At 71.1% G+C, this 25,928-nt stretch carries 24 protein-coding genes; 4 read left to right on the plus strand and 20 right to left on the minus strand.

Annotated features, from left to right (window positions below; all coding sequences use genetic code 11):
* Nucleotides 1–86: 86 nt before the first annotated feature.
* Nucleotides 87–1,544, minus strand: coding sequence for an IMP dehydrogenase (gene guaB, locus MBSD_RS11885; RefSeq protein ID WP_062537520.1), 1,458 nt, complete (start codon nucleotides 1,542–1,544; stop codon nucleotides 87–89).
* Between the two features lie 82 nt (nucleotides 1,545–1,626).
* Nucleotides 1,627–2,484, minus strand: a complete 858-nt coding sequence (gene folD, locus MBSD_RS11890; protein ID WP_062537521.1) for a bifunctional methylenetetrahydrofolate dehydrogenase/methenyltetrahydrofolate cyclohydrolase FolD — start codon at nucleotides 2,482–2,484, stop codon at nucleotides 1,627–1,629.
* An 83-nt stretch (nucleotides 2,485–2,567) separates the two neighbouring features.
* Between folD and MBSD_RS11895 the strand changes: the two genes are divergently transcribed.
* A complete protein-coding gene (locus MBSD_RS11895) occupies nucleotides 2,568–2,864 on the plus strand; it encodes a DUF1244 domain-containing protein (protein WP_062537522.1) in 297 nt (98 codons plus the stop codon).
* Nucleotides 2,865–2,877: 13 nt separating this feature from the next.
* Here MBSD_RS11895 and moeB read toward each other — a convergent pair whose 3' ends face one another.
* The 9 genes from moeB to ndk form a co-directional block, all read right to left on the minus strand.
* Entirely contained in the window at nucleotides 2,878–4,047 is a 1,170-nt protein-coding gene (moeB, locus tag MBSD_RS11900; RefSeq protein ID WP_062537523.1) for a molybdopterin-synthase adenylyltransferase MoeB, read from the minus strand.
* Between the two features lies 1 nt (nucleotide 4,048).
* A complete protein-coding gene (gene mobA / locus MBSD_RS11905) occupies nucleotides 4,049–5,875 on the minus strand; it encodes a molybdenum cofactor guanylyltransferase MobA (RefSeq protein WP_082306644.1) in 1,827 nt (608 codons plus the stop codon).
* Nucleotides 5,876–5,877: 2 nt separating this feature from the next.
* Entirely contained in the window at nucleotides 5,878–7,278 is a 1,401-nt protein-coding gene (gene der, locus MBSD_RS11910; protein WP_062537524.1) for a ribosome biogenesis GTPase Der, read from the minus strand.
* Between the two features lie 19 nt (nucleotides 7,279–7,297).
* Entirely contained in the window at nucleotides 7,298–8,494 is a 1,197-nt protein-coding gene (gene bamB / locus MBSD_RS11915) for an outer membrane protein assembly factor BamB (protein WP_187300673.1), read from the minus strand.
* The gene (locus tag MBSD_RS11920) at nucleotides 8,494–9,141 is read right to left on the minus strand and encodes a YfgM family protein (RefSeq protein ID WP_062537526.1); all 648 of its coding nucleotides are present in this window, start codon (nucleotides 9,139–9,141) and stop codon (nucleotides 8,494–8,496) included. Before MBSD_RS11920 ends, bamB begins: the two co-directional genes overlap by 1 nt.
* Nucleotides 9,142–9,342: 201 nt before the next feature.
* Nucleotides 9,343–10,227: a helix-turn-helix domain-containing protein gene (locus MBSD_RS11925; RefSeq protein WP_082306645.1), complete on the minus strand. Its 885-nt coding sequence runs from the start codon at nucleotides 10,225–10,227 to the stop codon at nucleotides 9,343–9,345.
* Between the two features lie 125 nt (nucleotides 10,228–10,352).
* Nucleotides 10,353–11,123 (minus strand): type IV pilus biogenesis/stability protein PilW, encoded by a 771-nt coding sequence (gene pilW / locus MBSD_RS11930; RefSeq protein ID WP_062537527.1) that lies wholly within the window; start codon nucleotides 11,121–11,123, stop codon nucleotides 10,353–10,355.
* Complete coding sequence (gene rlmN, locus MBSD_RS11935) at nucleotides 11,113–12,228, minus strand: dual-specificity RNA methyltransferase RlmN (protein WP_062537528.1); 1,116 nt, start codon at nucleotides 12,226–12,228, stop codon at nucleotides 11,113–11,115. The genes pilW and rlmN overlap by 11 nt, the downstream gene beginning before the upstream one ends.
* A 10-nt stretch (nucleotides 12,229–12,238) precedes the next feature.
* On the minus strand, nucleotides 12,239–12,667 hold the full coding sequence (gene ndk / locus MBSD_RS11940; protein WP_062537529.1) for a nucleoside-diphosphate kinase: 429 nt from the start codon (nucleotides 12,665–12,667) through the stop codon (nucleotides 12,239–12,241).
* A gap of 206 nt (nucleotides 12,668–12,873) precedes the next feature.
* On the opposite strand from ndk, the gene MBSD_RS11945 reads away from it, so the two are divergent.
* The 3 genes from MBSD_RS11945 (at nucleotide 12,874) to MBSD_RS11955 (ending at nucleotide 17,236) form a co-directional block, all read left to right on the plus strand.
* Entirely contained in the window at nucleotides 12,874–13,512 is a 639-nt protein-coding gene (locus MBSD_RS11945) for a TetR/AcrR family transcriptional regulator (protein WP_062537530.1), read from the plus strand.
* A 53-nt stretch (nucleotides 13,513–13,565) separates the two neighbouring features.
* Nucleotides 13,566–15,938 (plus strand): 3-hydroxyacyl-CoA dehydrogenase/enoyl-CoA hydratase family protein, encoded by a 2,373-nt coding sequence (locus MBSD_RS11950; RefSeq protein ID WP_062537531.1) that lies wholly within the window; start codon nucleotides 13,566–13,568, stop codon nucleotides 15,936–15,938.
* A 101-nt stretch (nucleotides 15,939–16,039) separates the two neighbouring features.
* The gene (locus tag MBSD_RS11955) at nucleotides 16,040–17,236 is read left to right on the plus strand and encodes an acetyl-CoA C-acyltransferase (protein ID WP_062537532.1); all 1,197 of its coding nucleotides are present in this window, start codon (nucleotides 16,040–16,042) and stop codon (nucleotides 17,234–17,236) included.
* A gap of 37 nt (nucleotides 17,237–17,273) precedes the next feature.
* Here the strand turns inward: MBSD_RS11955 and MBSD_RS11960 are convergent, their stop codons facing one another.
* The 9 genes from MBSD_RS11960 to MBSD_RS12000 all read right to left on the minus strand — a co-directional run bounded on the left by MBSD_RS11960 (nucleotide 17,274) and on the right by MBSD_RS12000 (nucleotide 25,907).
* Nucleotides 17,274–17,606, minus strand: a complete 333-nt coding sequence (locus MBSD_RS11960; RefSeq protein WP_062537533.1) for a tRNA-binding protein — start codon at nucleotides 17,604–17,606, stop codon at nucleotides 17,274–17,276.
* Nucleotides 17,607–17,678: 72 nt separating this feature from the next.
* Entirely contained in the window at nucleotides 17,679–18,965 is a 1,287-nt protein-coding gene (locus MBSD_RS11965; protein ID WP_062537534.1) for an NAD(P)/FAD-dependent oxidoreductase, read from the minus strand.
* Between the two features lie 75 nt (nucleotides 18,966–19,040).
* Complete coding sequence (locus tag MBSD_RS11970; RefSeq protein WP_062537535.1) at nucleotides 19,041–20,210, minus strand: trans-sulfuration enzyme family protein; 1,170 nt, start codon at nucleotides 20,208–20,210, stop codon at nucleotides 19,041–19,043.
* Nucleotides 20,211–20,249: 39 nt separating this feature from the next.
* Nucleotides 20,250–21,119 carry a UTP--glucose-1-phosphate uridylyltransferase GalU gene (galU, locus tag MBSD_RS11975; RefSeq protein ID WP_062537536.1) on the minus strand — a complete coding sequence of 290 codons (870 nt, stop codon included), beginning with the start codon at nucleotides 21,117–21,119 and terminating at the stop codon, nucleotides 20,250–20,252.
* On the minus strand, nucleotides 21,116–23,017 hold the full coding sequence (locus tag MBSD_RS11980) for a polysaccharide biosynthesis protein (RefSeq protein ID WP_062537537.1): 1,902 nt from the start codon (nucleotides 23,015–23,017) through the stop codon (nucleotides 21,116–21,118). The genes galU and MBSD_RS11980 overlap by 4 nt, the downstream gene beginning before the upstream one ends.
* Complete coding sequence (locus MBSD_RS11985; protein ID WP_237071801.1) at nucleotides 23,004–24,077, minus strand: MraY family glycosyltransferase; 1,074 nt, start codon at nucleotides 24,075–24,077, stop codon at nucleotides 23,004–23,006. Before MBSD_RS11985 ends, MBSD_RS11980 begins: the two co-directional genes overlap by 14 nt.
* 3 nt (nucleotides 24,078–24,080) lie before the next feature.
* Entirely contained in the window at nucleotides 24,081–25,256 is a 1,176-nt protein-coding gene (gene lapB, locus MBSD_RS11990) for a lipopolysaccharide assembly protein LapB (protein ID WP_062537538.1), read from the minus strand.
* Nucleotides 25,253–25,522, minus strand: coding sequence for a lipopolysaccharide assembly protein LapA domain-containing protein (locus MBSD_RS11995; RefSeq protein WP_062537539.1), 270 nt, complete (start codon nucleotides 25,520–25,522; stop codon nucleotides 25,253–25,255). Before MBSD_RS11995 ends, lapB begins: the two co-directional genes overlap by 4 nt.
* A gap of 79 nt (nucleotides 25,523–25,601) precedes the next feature.
* Nucleotides 25,602–25,907 (minus strand): integration host factor subunit beta, encoded by a 306-nt coding sequence (locus MBSD_RS12000; protein ID WP_062537540.1) that lies wholly within the window; start codon nucleotides 25,905–25,907, stop codon nucleotides 25,602–25,604.
* Between the last annotated feature and the right edge of the window lie 21 nt (nucleotides 25,908–25,928).

The following is a 25,928-nucleotide window of genomic DNA, read 5'->3' on the forward strand; positions in this document are numbered from 1 at the left end:
TCCGTCGCCGCACGTAGAGCGGCGTTCGATCCGCCTCGCTCTTTCAGCCGGGTCCCGAGTCCCGAGTCCCGAGTCCCGGCTCCACCTCAATCCAACCGATAATTCGGCGCTTCCTTGGTGATCTGCACGTCGTGCACGTGCGCCTCGCGCACGCCGGCGCTGGTCACGCGCACGAAGCGGGGCTTGCTGCGCATCTCCTCGACGGTGGCGCAGCCGCAGTAGCCCATCGAGGCGCGCAGGCCGCCGACCATCTGGTGGATGATCGCGCGCAGCGGGCCGCGGTACGGCACGCGCCCCTCGATGCCTTCCGGCACCAGCTTGTCGGCGTCGGCCTCGTCCTGGAAATAGCGGTCCTTGGAGCCGAGCTGCATGGCGCCCAGCGAGCCCATGCCGCGGTAGCTCTTGTAGGAGCGGCCCTGGTACAGCTCGACCTCGCCCGGCGCCTCCTCGGTGCCGGCGAACATCGAGCCGAGCATCACGGTGGACGCGCCGGCGGCCAGCGCCTTGGCGATGTCGCCCGAATAGCGGATGCCGCCGTCGGCGATCAGTGGCACCTCGTCCTTCAGCGCGCCGGCGACCAGGTCGATCGCGGTGATCTGCGGCACGCCGACGCCGGCGACGATGCGCGTGGTGCAGATCGAGCCGGGGCCGACGCCGACCTTGACCGCGTCCGCGCCGGCGTCGACCAGCGCGCGCGCGGCTTCGCCGGTGACGATGTTGCCGGCGATCACCTGCACGCGGTCGCCGAAGTGCTTCTTGACCCAGGCGACGCGGTCGATCACGCCCTGCGAATGGCCGTGCGCGGTGTCGACCACCAGCACGTCCACGCCCGCGTCGACCAGCGCCGCGACGCGCTGCTCGGTGTCGCCGCCGACACCGACCGCCGCGCCGACGCGCAGGCGCTCGTGGTCGTCCTTGGCGGCGTGCGGGTTGTCGCGCGCCTTCTGGATGTCCTTGACGGTGATCAGCCCGCGCAGCTGGAACGCATCGTTGACCACCAGCACCTTCTCGATGCGGTGGCGGTGCAGCAGCTCCAGCACCTCGTCGTGGCCCGCGCCTTCCTTCACCGTGACCAGCTTGTCCTTGCGGGTCATGATGTTCTTGACCGGGTCGTCGGGCTTGCGCTCGAAGCGCAGGTCGCGGCTGGTGACGATGCCGACGAGTTGGTCGCCCTCCACCACCGGCACGCCGGAGATGTTGTTGGCGCGGGTGATCTGCATCACCTCGCGGATCGAGGTCTGCGGGCCCACCGTGATCGGATTGCGGATCACGCCGGCCTCGAACTTCTTCACCAGGCGCACTTCCGCCACCTGCTGCTCGATCGGCATGTTCTTGTGGATGATGCCGATGCCGCCGCACTGCGCCATGGTGATGGCCAGCCGCGCTTCGGTCACCGTGTCCATGGCGGCGGAAACGATCGGGATGTTCAGGCAGATGCCGCGGGTCAGCCGCGTGGAGGTGTCGACGTCGCGCGGGAGGACGTTCGAGTAGGCGGGGACGAGGTAGACGTCGTCGTAGGTGAGGGCCTCGGCGAGGATGCGCATGAGCGTGACCGGGCAAGTAAATTGACGAATTATACGGCTTCCCCGCCCCGCGCGGCCAGCCTTCGGGGCGCGCAGACCGCGCTCAGCCGCGCTCGGCGGCCTGCGCGGCTTCCAGCGTGTTCTCCATCAGCGTGGCCACCGTCATCGGCCCGACGCCGCCGGGCACCGGCGTGATCCAGGACGCGCGCTCGGCGGCCGCGTCGAACTCGACGTCGCCGACCAGGCGGCCGTCCTCCAGGCGGTTGATGCCGACGTCGATCACCACCGCGCCCGGCTTGATCCATTCGCCCTTGACCAGCCCGGGCTTGCCGACCGCGACGATGACGATGTCGCCCTGGCACACGTACTGCTCGAGGTTCTGCGTGAACTTGTGGCAGCAGGTGGTGGTGCAGCCGGCGATCAGCAGCTCCAGCGCCAGCGGGCGGCCGACGTGATTGGACACGCCCACCACCACCGCGTGCTGGCCGCGCACCGGCCGGTCGGTGTGGCCAAGCAGGGTCATCACGCCCTTCGGCGTGCACGGGCGCAGGCCGAGCTGGCGCAGCGCCAGGCGGCCGACGTTCTCGGCGTGGAAGCCGTCGACGTCCTTGCGCGGGTCGATGCGATCGACCAGCGCGTTCTCGTCGATGTGCGAAGGCAGCGGCGACTGCACCAGGATGCCGTGCACCGCCGGATCGGCGTTCAGCCGGTCGATCAGCGCGTATAGCTCCGCCTGCGAGGTGCTCGCCGGCAGGTCGTAGGCGAACGAGCGGAAGCCGACCTGCTTGCAGGCGCGTCGCTTGTTCCTGACATAGACGGCGGAAGCCGCATCGTCGCCCACCAGGACCACGGCCAGGCCGGGCGCCTCGCGGCCGCCGGCGACACGCTCGGCGACGCGCCGGCGCACGCGTTCCAGGACTTCTTCGGCGACCCGTTTACCGTCGAGGATGCGTGCGCTCATGGCGTGGACATGCGGGAAGCGCGCATTATCCTCGTTCATGTGGCGCCGCACAAACCTCCGGCAGCGGCGCCGGGAGGCATGGCATGAGCGACATCACCACCGAACTCGAGGCCGCCGCGTTCCGGCGTCTGCTCGAACACCTGCGCAAGCGCAGCGACGTGCAGAACATCGAACTGATGACGCTGGCCGGTTTCTGCCGCAACTGTCTGGCCGACTGGTACCGCGAGGCGGCGGCGGAGCGCGGCGTCGAGATCGGCAAGGACGAGGCGCGCGAACGCGTCTACGGCATGCCTTACGCCGAGTGGCGCGCGTTGTTCCAGAAGGAGGCGACGCCGGAACAGGTCGCCGCGTTCGAGGCGGCGCAGAAGCGCCACCCCTGACGGGCGGCGCGCTTCAGCCGGCGGCGGCGCAGATCTGCGCGATGTCCTCGTAACCGGAGAACGCGGCGCGCGCGCCGCAGCCCGGGCAATCGGCGTCGCGCGGCAGGCGCAGCTCGCGGAAGCGCGCGGCCAGCGCGTCGAAGGCGAGCAGGCGGCCGACCAGCGGCTCGCCGCTGCCGAGGATCAGCTTCAGCGCCTCGCTGGCCTGCAGCAGGCCGACGATGCCGGGCAGCACGCCCAGCACGCCCGCTTCGCTGCAGTTCGGCGCTTCCGCCGCCGACGGCGGCTCGGGGAACAGGCAGCGGTAGCACGGCGAGTCCTCGCGACGCGGATCGAACACGCTGACCTGCCCCTCGAAGCGCTGCACGGCGCCGTAGACCATCGGCAGGCGCAGGCGCACGCTGGCGGCGGCCAGCAGGTAGCGCGTCGGGAAGTTGTCGGCGCCGTCGATCACCAGATCGTGGCCGGAGAGCAGCGCCTCGACGTTGGCTGCGCGCAGGCGCTCCGCGCGCGTCTCGATGCGCACGCGCGGATTGAGTGCCTGCAGGGTCATGCGCGCCGATTCGGTCTTGGCCATGCCGACCCGCGCGTCGGCGTGGATCACCTGGCGGTGCAGGTTGGAGCGCTCGACGCGGTCGTCGTCGATCAGCGTCAGCGTGCCGACGCCGGCCGCGGCGAGGTACAGCGCCGCCGGCGAGCCCAGGCCGCCGGTACCGATCAGCGCCACGCGCGCGGCGGCCAGGCGCGCCTGGCCCGCTTCGCCGACTTCCGGCAGCCGCAGCTGGCGCGCGTAGCGCTCCACGCTGTCGCCATCCAGCGCGCCGGCGTCGACCGGCAGCCCTTCCGCCTTCCAGCGCTCGAAGCCGCCGCTGACCGAGCGCACGTCGCGATAGCCCATGCCGCGCAGCGCGGCGGCGGCGAGCAGCGAGCGCTGGCCGCTGCCGCACAGGGTGAGGATGGTGTGATCGCGGTCCGGCACCAGCTGTTCGATGCGCAGTTCGAGGAAGCCGCGCGACAGACCCACGGCGTTGCGCGGCACGCCGGCCGCACGCTCGGCATCCTCGCGCACGTCGATCAGCACGGCGCCGGCGGCCTGCAGCGCCAGCGCCTCGACCGGGGTCACTTCGGCGGTCTGCGCTCGGGCCTGGGCCAGCAGGACATCGCGGGTGGGAGGCGTGTTCATGTCATTGCGTCCAGCCGGGCAGCGGCAGCACTTCGATGACGCTGCCCGCCGCGAGTTCGTGCGCCTGCTCCGGGATCACCGCCAGCGCATCGGCCTCGGCCAGCCCGCGCAGCATCGCCGAGCCCTGCTGGCCGTGCGGCCGCGCCCACAGCACGCCTTCGGCGTCGGCGGTCAGCGCGCAGCGCAGGCACTCGGCGCGCGCATGCGGCTTGCGCACCGCGACCGCCAGTCGCGCGCGCAGCGGCGGCGGGGCGCCGGCGCGTCCGCGCAACGCGTCCAGCAGCGGGCGGACCAGGGCGAGGAAGGTCGCCGCGCACGACACCGGATTGCCGGGCAACGCGAACACCAGCGCGCCGCCGATCTCGCCGAACAGCACGGGCATGCCGGGTTTGATGCGCACCTTCCAGAAATGGATGCGGCCGAGCTCGCGCACAAGCCCCGGCAGGTGGTCGGCCTCGCCGGCGGAGACGCCGCCGCTGGTGACGATCAGGTCGGCCTCGCGCGCGGCGGCGGCGAGGCGTTCGCGCAGCGTCTCGCGCTCGTCGCGGACGTGCGCGCCCTGCACCACCTCGGCGCCGGCCTCGCGCAGCAGCGCGGCGAGCATCGGCCGGTTGGAGTCGCGGATCTGGCCGAAGCCGAGCGGCGCGCCGGGCGGCGCGAGCTCGTCGCCGGTCGAGAACAGCGCGACGCGCGGTGCGCGGCGCACGGCCGGCGTGTCGCAGCCGAACGCCGCCAGGACGGCGATCTGCGGCGCGCGCAACAGCGTGCCCGCGCCCAGCGCGACGTCGCCGGCGGCGAAATCCTCGCCGGCGGGGCGCACGTTGCCGCCGGCGCGCTGGCCGGCGGGCACCCGCACGCGGTCGCCCTCGATGCGGACGTTCTCCTTGATCACCACGGTGTCCGCGCCCGGCGGCAGCGGCGCGCCGGTGGTGATGCGCGCGCAGGCGCCGGCCTCGACGGCGGGCGCCGATCCGGCGCCGGCGAACACCTCGCCGGTCAGGATGAAAACGCGCTCGCCTTCGGTCGGCAGTTCGGCGCCGCGCAGGGCGAAGCCGTCCATCGCCGTGTTGGCGAACGGCGGCTGCGGGTGCGGCGCGCGCAGATCCTCCGCCAGCACGCGGCCGTGCGCCGCCTCGATCGCGACGCATTCGACGGGCAGGAGCCGCGCGGCCGCGATGGCGCGCACGAGTTGCCGTGCTTCGTCCAGGGCGATGTGCTGCGGGAACTCGGTGCTGGCCATTTCGCGTTCGAGCATGTCCAGGTCGGCAGGCGTGTTGACGTTGACGAAAGACGCCGCGCGGTCGCTGAAATCTACCGCGATCGCGCCCAGTTCGGCGTGCCAGCGCAGCGGCGAGGCGTGCGCCGCCAGCGCGGCGCGCGCGGCGGCGGCGAGGCCCGGGCGATACAGCGCGAACAGCGGCTGCGCCGCGGTGCCGTCGTGGGCGTAGGCGCAAGGCGCCCCGCCGGCGACGAGCGCGGCATGGAGGCGCGCGGCGAGATCGGGCGGCGGCGTCGGGCAATCGGTCGGCGCGGTCAGCAGCCAGGCATCGCCGGCGGCCTGCAGCGCGGCGGCGATGCCGGCCAGCGGACCCGGGTAGCCGGGCAGCTCGTCGGCGAGCACAGGCGCGTGCGCGGCGTAGGCCTCGGCGTGGCGGTTGGCCACGATCAGCACCGCGTCGGCCTGCGCGCGCAGCGCCTCGACGGCCCATGCCGCCAGCGGCCGCCCTCGCAGCGGCAGCAAGCCCTTGTCGGCGCCGCCCATGCGCCGCCCCGCCCCGCCGGCCAGCACGGCGGCGAGCAGGCGCGGGCGGGCGGCGGAAGGCGGCATGCTCAGCCCTTGCGGCGGACGTAGCGCACCAGCCGCTGGCGCTTGCGCTTCTGCCGCTCGGTCAGCGGGTTCTTGCGGCCGGCGTAGGGATTCTCGCCCTCGCGGAACTCGATGCGGATCGGCGTGCCCTCGAGGCGGAAGCGCTTGCGGAAGAAATTCTCGAGATAGCGGCGGTAGCCGTCGGCGATGTGCGCGGTGCGCGTGCCGTGGATCACGATCGTCGGCGGATTGTGCCCGCCCGGATGCGCGTAGCGCAGCTTCGGCGCGTGGCCGCGCACCAGCGGCGGCTGGTAGCCCTGGTAGGCCTGTTCCAGCGCGCGGGTCAGTTCCGAGGAGGTCATCTCGCGCGTCGCCGAGGCGTGCGCGCGGTCGACGGCGCGCATCAGTTCCTTCAGGCCGGAGCCGTGCCGGGCGGAGATGAACACCTGCTTCGCCCAGCCGACGAAATCCAGCTTGCGCTCCAGCGCCTTGCGGCACTGCTCGCGTTCGTAGGCCGGCAGGCCGTCCCATTTGTTGACCGCGATCACCAGCGCCCTGCCCTCGTCCAGCACGTGGCCGGCGAGGGTGAGGTCCTGCTCGGAGACGGGCTCGCGCGCGTCGAGCATCAGCACCACCACCTGCGCCGCGGCCATCGACTGCAGCGTCTTGATCACGCTGAACTTCTCGATGGCCTCCTCGACGCGCGCGCGGCGGCGCACGCCGGCGGTGTCGATCAGCGTGTAGCGGCGGCCGTCGCGTTCCAGCGGCACGCGGATCGGGTCGCGCGTGGTGCCGGCGACCTCGGAGACGACCACGCGCTCCTCGCCGAGCAGGCGGTTGACCAGGGTGGACTTGCCGACGTTCGGCCGGCCGACGATGGCCACGCGCACGCCGCCCTCGGCATCCTCCTCGTCGACGGACGGCTCGCCGTCGGCGGGCAGCAGCGGCAGCACGGCGGCGAGCAGCGCGTCGACGCCGCGCGCGTGCGCCGCGGCCAACGGCAGCGTGGCGGCGACGCCGAAGGCGGCGAACTCGGCCAGCGCGGCGTGCTCGTCGATGCCGTCGATCTTGTTGACCGCCAGCACCACCGGCTTGCCGCTGCGGCGAAGCTCGTCGAGGATGGCGCGATCCTGCGGCAGCAGGCCGTCGCGCGCGTCGACCACCAGCACGGCGACGCTGGACTCGGCGATCGCCAGCCGCACCTGCTGCGCGGTCAGCGCGTCGAGCCCCTGCTCCTCGCCGGTCAGGCCGCCGGTGTCGACGACGACGAAGGGCCGCGCGCCGCTGCGGCACACGCCGTAATGGCGGTCGCGCGTCACCCCGGGCAGGTCGGCCACCAGGGCGTCGCGCGAGCGCGTCAGGACGTTGAACAGCGTCGACTTGCCGACGTTGGGACGACCGACCAGGGCGACGACGGGCAGCATGGCCGGCGCATCCGTCCGCTCACTGGCCAACGACGCGATACGCGGCGAGGTGACCCTCCACGTCCTCGACGTACACCGTGTCGCCCACCACCAGCGGACGGGCGCGGATGGCGTCGCGCGACAGGCGCTCGCGCGCGGCGATCTTGCCGTCGGCGAGGTCGAGCCAGTGCACGTAGCCCTGCAGGTCGCCGACGACGACGTGCGCTTGCTGGATCGCCGGCGCGGTCAGCCAGCGGTGCAGCAGCGCGTCCTGCTTCCACAGGTCGCTGCCGGTGTTGCGGTCGAACGCCCAGACGTTGCTGTCCTCGTCCACCGCCACCACAGTGGTGCCGGAGACGTCGGGGCCGGTATAGCTGGAGAAGGCGCGGTTCCACAGCGGGCGGCCGGTCGGCGCCTGCAGGTCGACCAACTGGCCGTGATAGGCGGTGGCGAACAGCTCGGCGCCGTCGAGCACGAGCATGCCGTCGGAATCGTTGAGCCGTTCGATTTCGGTGCGGCCATCGCTGCTGGCCACGACCTGCTCCCACTGCGGCACGCCCGTCTCGATGCGGAGGGCTTCGATCTTGCCGTCGTCGGTGCCGAAGAACACGCCGCCGCCGGCCACGACCATGTCGCCGTTGCCGCGCAGGCTGAGCGGCGGCACCTGGCCGCGGTCGTACACCCACTTGCGCTCGCCGTTGGCGGCATCCAGCGCGGTGACGTGGCCGTCCTCGGTGCGCACCAGGACCAGGTTGCCGGCGATCGCCGGCGCGGCGATCACCTCGGAGTTCAGCTGGGCCTCCCAGCGCGGCTTGCCGTCCGCGGCGCCGAACGCGTAGACGTGGCCGTCGAGGGTGCCGACCGCCAGCAGGTCGCCGGACACCGTCGGACCGCCGGCGTAACCGGTGTCCGCCTTGCCCTTGCGTCCGAACAGGTGCCAGCCGGCGCGGTGCTTCCACAGCGTCTTGCCCGACTTGGCGTCGAGGGCGAGCAGCACCCCGTCGGTGCCGGCGGCGTAGATCACGCCGGCGGCGTAGGCCGGGCGCATGCGGATGCCGGACTTGCCGGCGCCGTCGCCGACGCTGGTCTTCCACAGCCGTTCGACCTTGATCGTCGGCGTGATCTCGGTGAGCTCGCGCGGCGGCTGGATGTTCTCGCGCTTGGCGCGCTTGATCGCACTGCAACCGCCGCCGGCGACCAGCGCGGCCAGGGCGAGAATCAGGATGCCACGCTTCATCACTTGCTGCCTCCGGCGGGCGTCGTGTCGTCGAGTTTGACCTGCAGCAGGCTGCGCTGTGGCGCATCCTCCGGCAGTGCGGCCAGCGCGGCCGCATAAGCGGCATGCGCATCGCTGCCGCGCCCAAGCTTGACCAGCGCGTCGCCGCGCAGTTCCTGCGCCAGCGCGACGTAGGTGCCGGCCGGCAGCGTGCCGAGCCGCGCCAGGGCGGCGTCGGCCTTGCCCTGGGCAAGGTCCACTCGGGCCAGGCGCAGCGTGAACAGCGACTTCAGCGCGGCATCGCCGGCATGGGCCTCGGCCCATGCCAGCGCGGTGCGCGCTTGGTCGAACTGGCCCTTGTCGATCAGGCGCGCCGCGCGCTCGCCGGCGGCGAACGCCGCGTACGGCGTGTCGGCGTAATCCTTCATCAGCTGGTCGGTGAGCGTGTCGGCCTGTTCGGTCTGCTGCGCGTCCGCCGCCATCTGCAGGGCGTCGTAGCGGGCCGCGGCCTCGGCGCGGTGCTGCGCGCGGTGCGAGCGCCACTGCTGCCAGCCGAAGATCAGCAGCAGGCCGAGGACAATGCCGACCGCGATGGACAGCCCGTTCTCGCGCAGCCACTGGCGCAGCTTCTCGCTCTGTTCGTACTCGTCGTAAGCCTCGAATGCCATGTCTCACCTGTGGGACCGCGCGGAATCCGCGCCGGACGGCGCGTCGTCGGTCGGAATGCGTAAGGGCCGCGCAAAGCGCGACGGCCCGGCTGGAATCGCCGGGCCGTCGCCAAGGATAACCCAAGGACCGTCGAACCCGTACCGCGGGCACGACCGGCGCGCTGCGGCGCGTCGTGCGCCGCGGCGCCGTCGTGCTCGCGCTCAGCCGTCCGCGGCAGCCGCCGCGGACGTCTTGAACAGTTGCAGGTGGGCCACGTTGGCGTGACGGTACGGGGCCAGGTCGAGCGGCTTGCCGTCGGCCTCGACGCTGGCCGCGTCGGCGTTGCCGATGCGCACTTCGAGCGGTTCGTCGCTGTGGAACTCGCGGTCGCTGCCGGCCGGCAGCAGACCGTATTCGAGGCGCGTGCCGTCGGCCCGTGTGACCTCGACCCAGCTCTCCGCATCCAGATGGATGCGCAGCGAGTGTTTCGCGGGCGCCGCCTCCGCCGCGGCCGGCGGTGCGGTCTCCATCGCCGAGAACGGAGCGATCGACGCCATCAGCGGCTTGTCGCCGTCGGCGGCCGCCGGCGCCCGCGGCGGCGTGGCGGGCGGCGCGACCGTCCGGGGCCTCGGCGCCGCGGCGGGCGCCGGCGCGCGGCCGGCGGGCATGTCGAGCGGCGCGATATGGGTGAGCTTGGTGTCCAAGCCGCCGCGCAGGCCCAGCCAAAGCAGCGGTACGGCGATCAGGGCCGTCAGCACCGCATAGGTGGCGCCCGCCGCATAGCGCTCGACCAGATAGCGGCCGCGCGGCATGGTGCCGGTGGCCACCAGGGTCGGCTGCTCGGGCGCCAGCTCGTCCAGCGCCCGCTCGACGTCGGCCAGCGGGATGTCCAGCAGGCGCGCATAGCTGCCGAGGTAGCTGGCGAGGTACACCCGTGAATCGATGCCCGAGTAGTCCTCGGCCTCGATCTTGCGCAGCACGCGCAGCGGCAGTTTCAGCGCGGCGGCACAGGCTTCGAGGCTGAGGCCGCGCGCCGCGCGTGCGGCCGCCAGGCGCGCGCCGATTCCCCCGTGGCCGCCGGTTTCCCCGTATTCTGCCAAACGCATGTCGTCACCCTCTCCCCCGAGAGATTCCGCCTGTCGCACCGGCGCCGCGGCGCCGGGCTGCGCCGTTGCGGTGCGGCGCGCCGATTCCGCGGAATCTAGTTCCGCGTGCTGTTCCGGTTTGTGACTCATCTCATGTTGCCGGCGTGATCGAGGCTGCGCGCCTGTTCCGAATCCGGGAACTGGCTGCGCAGCCGCTTCGCGTAGTCCTGGGCCCCCTCCGCGTTGCCCAGTCCGGTTTCGATGTCGTGCCCCAGCAGCAGCGATTCTGCGGTGGGCTGGTTGAGGCTGTCGAAACGCTGCAGGAAGGCACGGGCATGGAACAAGTCGCGCTTGCCGTAGAGCACGCGGGCGAGCTGGAAAAGCGCCTCGCGGTTCTGCGGGTTGGCCTGCACGGCCTTGCGGAAATCCGCCTCCGCCGCCTCGGCCTGGTTGAGCTTCAGCTCGCAGGTGCCGGCGTTGGTGTAGGCGGTGTCCGGCGTGGCGTAGAACGGGTCGGCGATCGCCTTGCGGAAATAGCGCAGCGACTCCTCGACCTTGCCCTCGCGGCAGAGGAAGGCGCCGAGGTTGTTGTTGGGGATGCCCTTCTGCGGCTCCAGTTCCACAGCCTTGCGGTAATGCTGCTCCGCCCGCTCGTTCTGGCCGATGCGCTCGTAGACCACCGCGATCACGGTGTGCGCCGGAGCGTAGTTCGGGTCGAACTGCAACGCCTTGGTCAGCTTGTCCAGCGCGGTCTTCAGGTCGCCCTGCTCCAGATAGGACTGGCCGAGCTGGGTGTGGATCTGCGCCGCTTCCTCGCGCTTGTCCGCAGCGTTCGAGCGGGGCGAACCTCCCGGCGTCGAGCAGGCGGCCAGCAGTGCTGCGAGGAATGCGATGGCGATCAGCTTCTCAAGCCGCATGGGCCGCGCCCTCCTCGATGCGCTTGCGGAATTCGGCCTGCCGGCGCGTGCGGTCCAGCACCTGGCCCTTGAGCTGGCCGCAGGCGGCGTCGATGTCGTCGCCGCGGGTGCGCCGCACGGTGGCCAGCACGCCGCTGTCCAGCAGGATCTTCTGGAAGGCGGCGATCGCCTCCGGCGGCGAGCGTTCGAAGCGCGTGCCGGCGAACGGGTTGAACGGAATCAGGTTGACCTTGCTGGGCAGGCGCCGCATCAGCTTGACCAGCTGGCGCGCGTGCTCGGGCTGGTCGTTGACGCCTTTCATCAGCGTGTACTCGAAGGTGATCGACGCGCGCGGCCGCTTGGAGACGTAGCGCGCGCACGCGGCCAGCAGCTCGTCGATCGGATAGCGCTTGTTGAGCGGCACGAGCTGCGTGCGCAGCTCGTCGTTGGGCGCGTGCAGCGAGACCGCCAGCGACACGTCGGCGGCTTCCGACAGCTTGTCGATCATCGGCGCCAGGCCGGCGGTGGACAGCGTCACGCGCTTGTTGGCCAGGCCGAAACCGAGGTCGTCGCGCATCACGCTCATCGCGGTGACGACGTTGTCGAAGTTCAGCAGCGGCTCGCCCATGCCCATCATCACCACGTTGGTGATGCGGCGCTGCTGGTGCGGCACGTTGCCGAGATGCTTCGCCGCGACCCACACCTGGCCGATGATCTCGGCCGCGGCCAGGTTGCGGTTGAAACCCTGCGTCGCGGTCGAGCAGAACTGGCAGTTCAGCCCGCAGCCGACCTGCGAGGACACGCACAGCGTGCCGCGGGTCGGCTCGGGGATGTACACGGTCTCGATGGCGTTGCCGCCGTCCATGCCGAGCAGCCACTTGTGCGTGCCGTCGGCGGAGCCCTTCTCGAACAGCGTGCGTGGCGGGCCGACGTAGCAGGCATCGGCGAGCTTGGCGCGCAGCGCCTTGCCGAGGTCGGTCATCTGCGCGAAGTCGTCGACCAGGCGGTGGTAGATCCACTTCATCACCTGGTCGGCGCGGTACGGCTTCTCGCCGAGCTGCGCGAAGAACTCGCGCAGCCCGCGGCGATCGAAGTCGAGCAGATTGGTCTTGCCCGCCGTGCTCACGTCGTTTCCCTCAGCCGCGCGGGCAGAGCTCCGTTTCGGCGAAGAAATAGGCGATCTCGGCCTTGGCCGTGTCCGCGCCGTCGGAGCCGTGCACCGCGTTGGCGTCGATGCTCTGAGCGAAATCCGCGCGGATGGTTCCCGGCGCCGCCTTCTTCGGATCGGTGGCGCCCATCAGGTCGCGGTTCTTCATGATCGCGCCCTCGCCTTCCAGCACCTGGATCATCACCGGCCCGGAGATCATGAACTCGACCAGCGGCTTGAAGAACGGACGCTCGCGGTGCACGGCGTAGAAGCCTTCGGCCTCGCGGCGCGAGAGGTGCTTCATCTTCGCGGCGACGATCCTGAGGCCCGCCTTCTCGAAGCGCGCGTAGATCTCGCCGATCGCGTTCTTCGCGACGGCATCGGGTTTGATGATGGAAAGCGTGCGCTCCAGCGCCATGCGTCATGCTCCGGATGGTGGTAGGCGTGAGGGTGTGCGCCGGCGTACCGGCGAGACTAGGCCAAAATCCCGCAGGGATGCGGATTTAGCTCACGATATCTTGACGAATTCTAGCTCAGGTGCAAGGCCCGCGACCAGCCCGGCGGATGCGGCCGGGCTGGTTTGACCGGGCCGGCGGGCGTTCGTATGATTCAAACGAACGTTTGATGCCGCTTCCCGCCCGCATGCTCGCCCAGCATTTTTCCACCAAGGAACGCATCCTCGGCGCCGCCGAGGACCTGTTCGCCCGCCACGGCTTCGCCGGCGCCTCGCTGCGCCAGGTCACCGCCGCCGCCAACGTCAACCTGGCCGCGGTCAACTACCACTTCGGCTCTAAAGAGAACCTGATCGAGGAGGTGTTCCGCCGCCGCCTCGACGAGCTGAACGCGCGGCGGCTGGCCGCGCTCGCCGCGGCCAATGCCGACGGCCAGGCCGATCTCGAACAGGTGCTGGCCGCCTTCATCCGTCCGGCCCTGGAGCTGTCGCTGGACAAGAACGGCGGTTCCGCCTTCGTGCGCGTGCTGGCGCGCGCCTACGCCGAGCACAACGCGCGCCTGCGCCGCTTCCTCTCCGACAACTACGGCCACGTGCTGAAGGAATTCGCCAACGCCTTCGCCCGCCTGCTGCCACACCTCGGCAAGGAAGAGCTGTACTGGCGCCTCGACATCGTCTCCGGCGCGCTGACCTACGCGATGGCCGACTTCGGCGTGATCAAGCGCAAGAGCGGCGTGTCCGAGCAGACCCACCGCGAGCGCGCCGCCGAGCACCTGATCCGCTTCGCCGCCGCCGGGCTGCGTGCGCCCTGACCCTCCGCCCCGACGCGGGACGCCCGTTTCACTCCGTTTCCACGGGAGCACCGATGGACCTCCAACCTCTCCGCATCCGCAAGGCCGCCGTGCTCGGCGCGGGCGTGATGGGCGCGCAGATCGCCGCGCACCTGGTCAACGCCGACGTCGATACCGTGCTGTTCGATCTCGCCGCCAAGGAAGGGCCGAAGAACGGCATCGCGCAAAGGGCGATCGCCAATCTCGCCAAGCTGTCGCCCGCGCCGCTGGCCGAGAGAACGCGCGGCGCCGCGATCGTGCCGGCCGACTACGACGAACATCTCGACCTGCTGAAGGACTGCGACCTGGTGATCGAGGCGATCGCCGAGCGCATGGACTGGAAGCTCGACCTCTACCGCAGGATCGCGCCGCACCTGCCGGCGCACGCGATCGTCGCCAGCAACACCTCCGGCCTGTCGATCAACACGCTGGCCGAGGCGGTGCCGGAAGCGATCCGCCACCGCTTCTGCGGCGTGCACTTCTTCAACCCGCCGCGCTACATGCACCTGGTCGAGCTGATCCCCAACCGGCTGACCGACCGCGCGGTGCTGGAGGGCCTCGAGGCATTCCTCACCACCACGCTGGGCAAGGGCGTGGTCTACGCCAAGGACACGCCGAACTTCATCGGCAACCGCATCGGCGTGTTCTCGATCCTGGCGACGATGCACCACACCGAGCGGTTCGGGCTCGGCTTCGACGTCGTCGACGCGCTGACCGGTCCGGCGATCGGCCGTCCGAAGAGCGCGACCTACCGCACCGCGGACGTGGTCGGCCTCGACACCATGGCGCACGTGATCAAGACCATGGCCGACACGCTGCCGGACGATCCCTGGCACGGCTACTTCAAGTCGCCGGCGTGGCTGCAGGCGCTGATCGACCAGGGCGCGCTCGGCCAGAAGAGCGGCGCCGGCTTCTACCGCAAGGCCGGCAAGGACATCGTCGTGCTCGATCTCGCCAAGCGCGACTACCGGCCGTCCGCGCAGAAGGCTTCCGACGAGGTCGCCGCGATCCTGGCGATCAAGGACCCCGCCGGGAAGTTCGCCAAACTGCGCGCCTCCGCCGACCGAGAGGCGCAGTTCCTGTGGGCGGTGTTCCGCGACCTGTTCCACTACACCGCCTACCACCTCGCCGACATCGCCGACACCGCGCGCGACGTCGACTTCGCGATCCGCTGGGGCTACGGCTGGAAGCTCGGTCCGTTCGAGACCTGGCAGGCCGCGGGCTGGCGGCAGGTCGCCGGCTGGATCGCCGAGGACATCGCCGCCGGCAAGGCGATGAGCCGGGCGCCGCTGCCCGCCTGGGTGACCGACGGCCGCGAGGGCGTGCACGACCGGGACGGCTCGTTCGCGCCGCGCAGCGGCAAGCTCGAGGCGCGCTCGCGGCATCCGGTGTACCGGCGCCAGCTGTTCCCCGATCCGCTGCTGGGCGAGCGGTTCGATACCGGGACGACGATCTGGGAGAACGACGGCATCCGCCTGTGGCACCTCGGCGACGACATCGCCATCACCTCGTTCAAGACCAAGATGAACACGGTCAACGACGCGGTGCTGGACGGCCTGCAGCGCGCGGTCGAGGAGGCCGAGCGCGGCTGCAAGGCGCTGGTGCTGTGGCAGACCGGCGAGCCGTTCTCCGCCGGCGCCGACCTGAAGGGCGCGATGGGCCTGCTGCAGGCCGGCAAGCTGGCCGAGTTCGAGGCGATGATCGCCAACTTCCAGGCCACCAGCATGAAGCTGAAGTACGCGCTGGTGCCGGTGGTGGCCGCGATCCGCGGCATGGCGCTGGGCGGCGGCTGCGAGTTCCAGATGCACAGCGCGCGCACCGTCGCCGCGCTGGAGAGCTACATCGGCCTGGTCGAGGCCGGCGTCGGCCTGCTGCCCGCGGGCGGCGGCCTGAAGGAGATCGCGCTGCGCTGCTCGCGGGCGGCGCCGGACGGCGACCCGTTCCCGCAGATCAAGCGCTGGTTCGAGACGGTGGCGATGGCCAAGGTTTCCGGCTCGGCGCTGGAGGCGAAGCAGATGGGCCTGCTGCGCGACAGCGACGTGGTCGTGTTCAACGGCCACGAGCTGCTGTACGTGGCGAAGCAGGTCGCCGCGGCGATGGCGGAATCGGGTTACCGCCCGCCCCTGCCCGCGCGCGACATCGTCGTCGCCGGCGACGTCGGCGCGGCCAGCCTGAAGATGATGCTGGTCAACATGCTGGAGGGCCGCTTCGTCTCGCCGCACGACTACGAGGTCGCCTCGCGCATCGCCGACACGCTGTGCGGCGGCCAGATCGAACGCGGCTCGCAGGTCGACGAGGCCTGGCTGCTCGACCTCGAGCGCAAGCACTTCGTGCAGCTGGCGCAGATGCCGAAGACGCAGGAGCGCATCGTGCACACGCTGGCTACCGGCAAGCCGCTGCGCAACTGACAAAGCCGGGAGACGGGAGATGGGAGACGGGGGACGGGCAAGCACGCGCATGTCGCTTTTCCTTCTCCCATCTCCCGTCTCCCCGATCGAGGAGCGAGATCATGAGCAAGCAGATCCAGGACGCCTACATCGTCGCCGCCGTGCGCACGCCGCTCGGCAAGGCCCCGCGCGGCGTCTTCCGCAACACCCGCCCCGACGACATGCTGGCGCACGTGCTGCGCGCGGTGCTGGAGCAGGCGCCGGGCGTCGATCCGCAGCGCATCGGCGACGTCATCGTCGGCTGCGCCATGCCGGAGGCGGAGCAAGGCATGAACGTGGCGCGCATCGGCGCGCTGCTGGCCGGCCTGCCGGACGGCGTGCCGGGCATGACCATCAACCGCTTCTGTTCCTCCGGCGTGCAGGCGGTGGCGCTGGCCGCCGACCGCATCCGCATGGGCGACGCCGACCTGATGCTGGCCGGCGGCACCGAGTCGATGAGCATGGTGCCGATGATGGGCCACAAGATCGCGATGAATCCCGCGGTGTTCCAGGACGAGAACGTCGCCATCGCCTACGGCATGGGCATCACCGCGGAGAAGGTCGCCGAGCGCTGGAAGGTCACGCGCGAGGAGCAGGACGCGTTCGCCCTGCAGAGCCACCAGCGCGCGATCGCGGCGATCGAGCGCGGCGACTTCCGCGACGAGATCGCGCCGTACCGGCTGGACGACCGCTATCCCGACCTCGCCAACCGCAGCGCGCGCGAGGACCAGCGTCTGATCGACACCGACGAGGGCCCGCGCAAGGACACCAGCGCGGAGGCGCTGGCCAAGCTGAAGCCGGTGTTCCGCATGGGCGGCAGCGTCACCGCCGGCAACTCCTCGCAGATGTCCGACGGCGCCGGCGCCGTGCTGCTGGCCAGCGAGGCGGCGATCAAGGAGTACGGCCTCACCCCGCTGGCGCGCTTCGTCGGCTTCGCCGTCGCCGGCGTGCCGCCGGAGATCATGGGCATCGGCCCGAAGGAAGCGATCCCGAAGGCGCTCAAGGCCGCCGGTATGCGGCAGGACGACCTCGACTGGATCGAGCTGAACGAGGCGTTCGCCGCGCAGTCGCTGGCGGTGATCAAGGACCTCGGCCTCGACCCGGCCAAGGTCAATCCGCTGGGCGGCGCGATCGCGCTCGGCCATCCGCTGGGCGCCACCGGCGCGATCCGCACCGCCACCCTGGTGCACGGCCTGCGCCGCCGCCGGCAGAAGTACGGCATGGTGACGATGTGCATCGGCACCGGCATGGGCGCGGCGGGGATCTTCGAGGCGCTCTGAGCGACGCGCGGCGCGGCGCGTCGGCCTTCGCGGCGGATCAGGCCAACCGCGTCCCGTTCGGCACCGCGCGTTCGGGCGTGGTGATCACCACGCCCTGCTCCGTCGGGAAGCCGGTCAGCAGGAATTCGGAGCGGAACGGGCCGACCTGCTTGGGCGGGAAGTTGATCACGCCGACGATCTGGCGGCCGAGCAGGTCTTCCGGCCGGTACAGCGCGGTGACCTGGGCGCTGGTCTTCTTCTCGCCGTAGGGGCCGAAGTCGGCCCAGATCCGGTAGGCCGGCTTGCGCGCCTCGGGAAACGGCTCGACGCGGGTGACGGTGCCGACTGCGATCAGCACCTTTTCGAAATCGGTCCAGGCGATGGTGTCCATCTGCGTTCCCTCATCGGTCGCCAAGGTCGGCAGCATGGCGCAGGCGGCCGTACCTCGTCTTGACCGCGCGTCTCAGCCTTCCAGCACCTCGCGCAGCAGATCGCGCAGTTCGGCCCACCAATAGCTGGCCTGCGCGGCGAGGAAGCCGGCCGGGCGGAAGGCGGCGGTCAGGCCGAACGTGCCGAACGCGCGCCACGCCGGATCGCCCTCGGCGATGGCCGCGGCCAGCAGTTCGCCGGCCGCCGTGGTCGGCGCCACGCCGTGTCCGCCGAAGGCCTGCGCCCACCACAGGCCGTCGCCGGCGGTGCCGATCTGCGGCATCTTGTGGCGCGCGTAGCTCATCAGGCCGGACCAGGCATAGTCGATCTTCACGCCCGCGAGCTGCGGGAACACCTTCAGCAGGTCGCGCGTCAGCAGTCGGCGCACCTGCGCGGGCGAGCGGTCGAGGATCGAGATGCGTCCGCCCCACAAGAGACGCGTGTCCTTCAGCGGCCGGTAGTAGTCGAAGGCGAAGCGCGTGTCGTAGATCGCCGCGGACGTCGTCAGGCATTCGCGCAAGCGTTCGCCCAGCGGCTCGGTCGCCATCACGTAGGTGGCGATCGGCAGCACCGCGCGGTCGACCTTGCGCTCGAGGCCGGCGAGATAGCCGCCACAGGCCAGCACGACCTGTTCGGCATGCACCTCGCCGTCGGCGGTGGCGACGCGCCAGCCGGCGCCGTCGCGTGCCAGGGCGCGCACGCCGCTGGTCTCGTGGATGCGCACCCCCCGCCCCGCGGCCGCCTGCGCCAGGCCGATCGCGTAATTCAGCGGGTGCATGTGCAGCGCGTTGCGTTCCAGCAGTCCGTCGCTGTAGCGCGGACTGCGTACCAGCTCGCGCAGATAGGCCTTCGGCAGCCATTCCCATTCGACGCCGAACTGTTCGGCGAGGAAGCGGCGGCGCGCGCTGAGGATCTCCGGGTCGCGGAACCAGTTGGCCCAGATCACGCCATGATCGACGACGTCGCAGGTGATCGCGTACTCGGCGATGCGCCGGCGTATCAGTTCGACCGCGCGCACGGTGTGCTGGAACAGCTCGCGCGCGGCGATGCGCCCGAGCTTCGCCACCAGCGCCTCCTCGCCCAGCGAGTAGCCGGCGAAGGCGAAACCGCCGTTGCGGCCGGAGGCGCCGTGGCCGATGCGCTCGCGTTCCAGCAGGACGACGTCGCGCACGCCGCGCTCGGCCAGGCCGAGCGCGGTGTTCAAGCCCGCGTAGCCGCCGCCGACGATGACGACGCGCGCATCGTGGCGTCCCTGCAGCGGTGCGAAAGGCGCGTACGCGGTGGCGGTCGCGCGGTAATAGCCGACGGTCGCTTCCGGCATGGCAGCGGCCTGCTCCCGATTCCCCCGAAGTGCCAAAGCATAGCGCCGCCGGCGAGCGCGCTCTTGGGCAGGAAGTCAGACTCGGTCCAACGCCTGCGCGAGATCGGCGATCAGCACGTCCGGTTCCTCGAGGCCGATCGACAGGCGCACCAGGTTGGCCGGCACCTGTCCCGCTTTCGCCGCAGCCGATGTCCCCGCGGGCAGGAAGGCGGCGATCGGACAAGCGAGCGACTCGTAGCCGCCCCAGGAGACGCTCATCAGGAAGCGCCGCAACGCGTCGCAGAAACGTTCCACGCCGGACACGTCCTCGCAACGGATCGCCAGCGACAGCAGGCCGCTGCCGCCGCGCATCTGCCGCAATGCCAGCGCATGCTGCGGATGCGAGGGCAGATGCGGGTACCACACGCGCTCGACCTTGGGGTGCGCTTCGAGGAACGCCGCCACCTGCAGCGCCGTGGCGGCGCAGCGCCGCATGCGCAGCGGCAGCGTGCGCAGGCCGCGCAGCAGCAGCCAGGCGTCGTGCGGCGACGGGATCGCGCCGAGCGTCATGTACGGTCCGCGGAACACCTCGCGCAGCAGCGCCTGCGGGCCGCACAGCGCACCGGCGACCACGTCGCCGTGCCCGCCGATGTACTTGGTCGCCGAATGCGCCACCAGGTCGATGCCGAACGCGAGCGGCGACTGGTTCAGCGGGCTGGCGTAGCTGTTGTCGCACAATGTGCGGACGCCGCGCGGGCGGGCGACCGCCGCCAGCGCGGCGAGATCCTGCAGCTCGAAGGTCAGCGTGTTGGGGCTTTCCAGCACGAGCAGGCGCGTGCCGGGCGTCAGCGCCGCCTCGACCGATCCCGCGTCGGCGGCGTCGACGAACGTGGTCGTGACGGCGAAGCGCGGCAACAGGTCGGCGAGCAGGCGCCGGGTCCAGCTGTACGGTTTCTGCACGCAGACGACGTGGTCGCCTGCGGACACGCTGGCGATCACCGCGGCGGCGATCGCCGCGGCGCCGGAGCCGAACACCAGGCAGTCTTCCGCGCCTTCCAGCGCCGCCAGTTTGCGACGCAGGATCTCGACCGTGGGGTTGTTGCCGCGCGTGTAGAAGTGATGGCCGAACTCGTCGCCTGCCTGCGCGCGCATGTCCGCCACCGTCGGGAAGGCAAAGTTGGACGACTGCAGCAGCGGCGGCGCGACCGCGCCGAAGTAGCGTTCGCGCTCCTCGCCCAGATGGTTGAGGATCCAGTCGAGGTCCATGCGCGCGAACGCCTGCGTCGTGGCGGTGGGACCGGCCGTTCAGTGCGAGGCGATGTACTTGCGCGCGGCCGCGGCCAGTTGCGGATCCTGCAGCGCGAAGTGTAGCGTCGCCTGCACCAGCCCGAGCTTGTTGCCGCAGTCGAAGCGCTCGCCCTCGAAGCGGTAGGCCAGCACGTTCTGCTGGGTCAGCAGGCCTTCGATGGCGTCGGTGAGCTGGATCTCGCCGCCGGCGCCCGGCCGCGTCTGCTCCAGCAATTCGAAGATGCGGCCGGGCAGCACGTAGCGGCCGACCACGGCGAGGTTGGACGGCGCCTCGGCCGGCTTCGGCTTCTCCACCATGTGGGTGATGCGCGCGGCGCGCGTGGCCGACGGCTCGGTGGCGACGATGCCGTACTTGTGGGTGTCCTCGCGCGGCACTTCTTCCACCGCGATCACCGCGGCGTGCTTGCTGGCGGCGAGGTCGGCCATCTGCTTCAGCGCGCCCGGCCCTTTGTTCCAGATCAGGTCGTCGGGCAGCATCACGCCGAACGGCTCGTCGCCGACCACCGCCTTGGCGCACAGCACGGCGTGGCCGAGGCCGAGCGCCTCCGGCTGGGTGACGAACACGGCGCGCACGTGCCGCGGCAACGTGCCCTGCACCAACGCCAGCAGCTCGTCCTTGCCTTTTTCCGCCAGCTTCGCCTCGAGCTCGTAGGCCTTGTCGAAGTAGTCGGCGATGGCGTGCTTGTAGCGGTTGGTGACGAACACCAGGGTGTCCGCGCCCGCCTCCACCGCTTCGTCGACGGCGTACTGGATCAGCGGCCGGTCCAGCACCGGCAGCATCTCCTTGGCCACCACCTTGGTGGCGGGCAGGAACCGCGTGCCGAGACCGGCGACCGGGAACACCACCTTGCGCAAACGCTTGGTCATCCTGCTTCCTCTGCATCATGGCGCCGGAACGGCACCACGTTGTTGTCTTGGACTTCGCGCCAGCTGTACGACGGCAGAATGCTGGACACGCACTGCTTGAGGGCGTCTTCGTCGAAAGCTGCGACGGCATGGGCGGCGCGCGCGAGCTGCGCTTCCAGCAGCTCCCAGGCCACGGTGCGCGGCTGCGCCAGGAAGATCTTGGCGTGCGTCGTGGCGCTGTAGTTCTCCAGCGGATGGAACAGCTCCTCGAACAGCTTCTCGCCCGGCCGCAGCCCCGTGTAGACGATCGCCACGTCGCGTCCCGGCATCTTGCCGGCCAGGCGGATCATCTGTTCGGCGAGGTCGCGGATCTTCACCGGCTCGCCCATGTCCAGCGCGAAGATCTCGCCGCCCTTGCCCAGGGTCGCCGCCTGCAGGATCAGCTGGCAGGCTTCCGGAATGGTCATGAAGTAGCGCGAGATCTCCGGGTGGGTGACGGTGACCGGGCCGCCGCGGCGGATCTGCTCGCGGAACAGCGGCACGACCGAGCCGGCCGAATCGAGCACGTTGCCGAACCGCACGGTGATGAAGCGCGTGCGCGAGCGCGCCGCCAGATTCTGGCACCAGATCTCGGCGATGCGCTTGCACGCGCCCATCACGCTGGTCGGATTGACCGCCTTGTCGGTGGAGATCAGCACGAAGGTCTCGGCGCCGTGGCGGTCGGCGGCGTCCGCCACGCAGCGCGTGCCCAGCACGTTGTTGCGGAACGCCTCGCGCAACTGCCCCTGCAGCAGCGGCACGTGCTTGTAGGCGGCGGCGTGAAACACCGCCTGCGGGCGCGCTGCCGCGAAGGCGCGCTCCACCGCGGCGGCGTCGCTGGCATCGGCGAGAATCGGCTGGATTTCCAGTTCGGGATAGGTCGTGCGCAGCTCGAGCTCGATGCGGTAGAGGTTGTACTCCGAGGTCTCCAGCACGGTCAGCGAGGCGGCGCCGAGGCGCGCGACCTGGCGGCACAGCTCCGAACCGATCGAGCCGCCGCCGCCCGTCACCATCACCCGGCGTCCGCTGATCTGCCGGCGGATCGCGGTCCAGTCGAGGGTGACGGTTTCGCGTCCGAGCAGATCCTCGATCGCGACTTCCTTCAGTTCGTTGAACTGCGCGCGGCCGGCGATCACGTCGTCGAGGCGCGGCACGGTGCGAAAAGGAAGCCCGGTCGCCTCGCACTTCTGCACCACGCGCCGCATCTGCGCCGCGCTCGCCGAGGGCATCGCGATCAGCAGCATCTCCGCGGCGACCTCGCGCGCCAGCATGCCGAGGTCCTTCAGCTCGCCGAGGACGGGGACGCCGTGCACGCGCGCGCCCATCAGCTTGGCGCTGTCGTCGATGAAGCCCACCGGCTCGTAGCGGGTATCGCGGCGCAGGTCGCGCACCAGCGTCTCGCCGGCGCGGCCGGCGCCGAGGATCAGCACGCGCTTGGCCGGCGTGGTCTGGAACAGGTCCACCCGGCTGTCCTTCCAGTAGCGATAGGCCAGCCGCGGGGCGCCGAGCAGCACGCACAGCAGCAGCGGGTAAATCAGCAGCACGGAACGCGGCACGCCGGCCAGGCGGCTGTACAGGAACAGCGCCAGCCCGATGCCCACCGAGCCGACGACGCTGGCCCGCACGATATTCCACAGATCCGGCAGGCTGGCGAAGCGCCAGAGCCCCTTGTACAGCCCGGTCCAGGCGAACACGCCGCCCTGCACCGCCAGCACGATCAGCAGATCGGGCGACGACAGCCAGGAAATCGGCTGCGCATTCGGCACCAGCGCGTAGCGCGCCGCGTTGGACAGCGTCCAGGCGACGACCACCATCAGCAGGTCGTGCAGCACCACGGCGCTGCGCGGATGGATCGCGCGGATCAGTTTACGCAAGCTCATGCAGTGTCCTCCGCTGCACGCGCGCGATGCAGGCGCGCTTGCCGATCATCCATGCCAGGCCGCTCAAGCCGTAGAAACCGATGCAGATCGCCGCCGCGAGGTGCGGCCAGTTCGCCGCCGCCACGGTGGCCGGCGCGACCGCGAGCAGGTTCCAGCCCAGGTAACGCCCGTCCGCTCCGGCGTGTGAGCAGCCGCTGCGCACCAGCCATTGGTAGAGGTGCTCGCGGTGCGCAGTGTACCAAGCCCGCCCGCGCATCACGCGATCGAGCAGGGTGAGCGTGGCGTCCACCGCGAAGGCGGAGACCAGCACCAGCACGGCCCACGCCAGTTGCGGATGGCGGACCGCCTGCATGCCGGCCAGCGCGGCCAGCCACAGCCCCAGCGCCCCGCTGCCGACGTCGCCCATGAAGATGCGGGCGGGAGGCAGGTTGAAGAGCAGGAAGCCCAAGCTGGCCGACGCCGTGACCAGACCCGCGCCGGCCAAGGCGACGTCGCCCTTGCCCGCCGCCAACAGTGCGAGGCCGGCGCCGACGAAGACGGTCTGCAGGCCGAGCAGGCCGTCGATGCCGTCCATGAAATTGTGCAGGTTGATCGACCAGGCGGCCCATGCCGCGGCCGGCAGCAGCCACAGCACGCGCCCCGGCGGAATGCCGTCGAGCGCTCCCGGCGGCGCGCTCCACAGCACCGCCGCGGCGGCCAGGAATGCGGCCAGCATGTGCACGCCGAGCCGTGGCAGCACGGCCAGCGGCCGGTGGTCGTCCCACCAGCCGATCGCGGCCACCATCGCCGTGGCGAGAACGAGGGCGACCGCGGTGAGCGGCCCGATGCCGCCGGGCAGGCCCAGCAACACCGCGGGCGCCGCCAGCAGCAGACCGACGACCAGCCCGAGGCCGCCGCCGCGCGGCGTCGGCGCGGTGTGGGAGCGGCGGCGGCCGGGGTGATCGAGCATGCCGCGCCGGTGCGCATACGCCATCGCCGCCCGGACCAGCAGCGCGGACGTGCCGAACGCCGCCGCACAGGCCAGCAGGATGGCGGCTGCCTGCGGCGCCATCGTCGTCATGCCTCACTCGTTGGCGACGCCGTGGATCGGCCGCACGCTGCCCCAGCTCTTGCAGCTCGGGCACTGCCAGTGATGCGCCTTGGCGCCGAATCCGCACTTGCTGCAACGGTACATCGCCTGCCCTTCCAGCAGTTTGCGCGTGAGGTCGCGCAGGATCAGGAAATTCTCGCGGGCCTCGCCGGTGGTCTTGTCGAGGGTCGCGTCGATCAGCGCCATCAGGCCGCGCACCGACGGCCGCTGGCGCAACTGGTGGGTGAGGAAGTCGATGGCCGCGCGCTCGCCGTCGCGCCCCGCGTACAGCCGCGTCAGCGCCAGCACCGGCGAGATGCCCTGGTAGCGTTCGAGGATCTCGGTGAGGAACGCTTCGGCACGCGCCATGCGCTGCGCCCGTGCATAGCAGTCCAGCAGCGGCGGCAGGATCTCCGGCACGAACTCGACGTCGCAGCGCGCGGCGCGTTCGAAGGCCTCGATCGCGCCGTCGTGATCGCCCTCGTCGGCGCGCAGGTGGCCGCAGATCAGGTGCGCGCGCACGCAGTCGGGCTGGCTGGCGAACGCCTGGTCGAGATACGCGTGCGCTTCCGCGCGCGCGCCGTGGGTGCGCGACTGTTCCGCCAGCTCGCAGTAGAACTGCGCGATCACCGCCGCCTGCGACTCGCCGGTCATCTGCTCGAGGCGGCGCGCGTGGTCGATCGCCTTGTGCCAGTCGCGCTCATGCTGGTAGATGGCGATCAGGTGCTTCAGCGCCGACGGCGCGTGCGCGTTCATCGCCACCAGGTCGGAGAACAACGTCTCGGCGCGGTCGAGCAGGCCGGCGCGCATGTAGTCCTCGCCCAGTTCCAGCAGGGCGACGGTCTTCTCGCGGTCGCTGAGGTTGGGGCGCGCGATCAAGTGCTGATGCACGCGGATCGCGCGCTCGACCTCGCCGCGCCGGCGGAACAGGTTGCCCAGCGCCAGGTGCGTCTCGACCGTGTCGCGGTTGAACTCCGCCAGCTGCAGGAACACCTCGATGGCCTTGTCCTGTTGCTCGTTCAGCAGGTAGTTGAGGCCGCGGAAGTAGCTGGACGACAGCTCGTTGACGCGCGCGCCCGAGCTGCGCGCGAGGCTGCGCCGCCCGATCAGCCACCCCGACCAGGCCGCCACCGGCAGCAGCAGGCACAACAGCACGTACATGGGCGTCATGCGCGTGCTTCGGGAGCGCCGGCCGCCTCGGCGCGCGAGCGCGCGAGGTCGCGCATCCGGCGCCGGTGCCGGGACGTCAGCCCCGCCCAGGCGAGCACGCCGCCGAGCATCCAGCCGAGCAGCAGCGCGGCCAGCAGGGCCGCACCCTTCGGCAACTCGACGCTGCCGACCAGGAAGTCGTAGGTAACGCTGTCGGCGTTGACGGCGCCGAACGCCGCGCCGAGCACGGCGAACAGCAGCAGGATGATGACGATGGCGAGGCGCATTGACGTTCCCTCAACGCGCCGACTTTACCCGAACGGATGCGGCACGCACAGGCGCGCCGGGCGGATTTTCCGGGTCGATTCAGGCAACCGGCTCGCCGGCGCCCGCGGAATGGTTGACGCGTTCGCGCATTTCCTTGCCGGGCTTGAAGTGCGGAACGTACTTGCCGGGCAACGCGACGGTGGCGCCGGTCTTCGGGTTGCGACCCATGCGCGGCGGCCGGTAGTGCAGCGAGAAGCTGCCGAAGCCGCGCACCTCGATGCGTTCGCCGGAGGACAGCGCGTGGCTCATCTGTTCGAGCAGGCTCTTGACCGCCAGTTCGACATCGCCGAACGCAAGATGGTTCTGGCGCCTGGCGAGCGCTTCGATCAGTTCGGACTTGGTCATGGCTCCCCTGTTCCCGTCGGG

This window comes from Mizugakiibacter sediminis, from assembly GCF_000953855.2.
GTDB classification, from domain to species: domain Bacteria; phylum Pseudomonadota; class Gammaproteobacteria; order Xanthomonadales; family Rhodanobacteraceae; genus Mizugakiibacter; species Mizugakiibacter sediminis.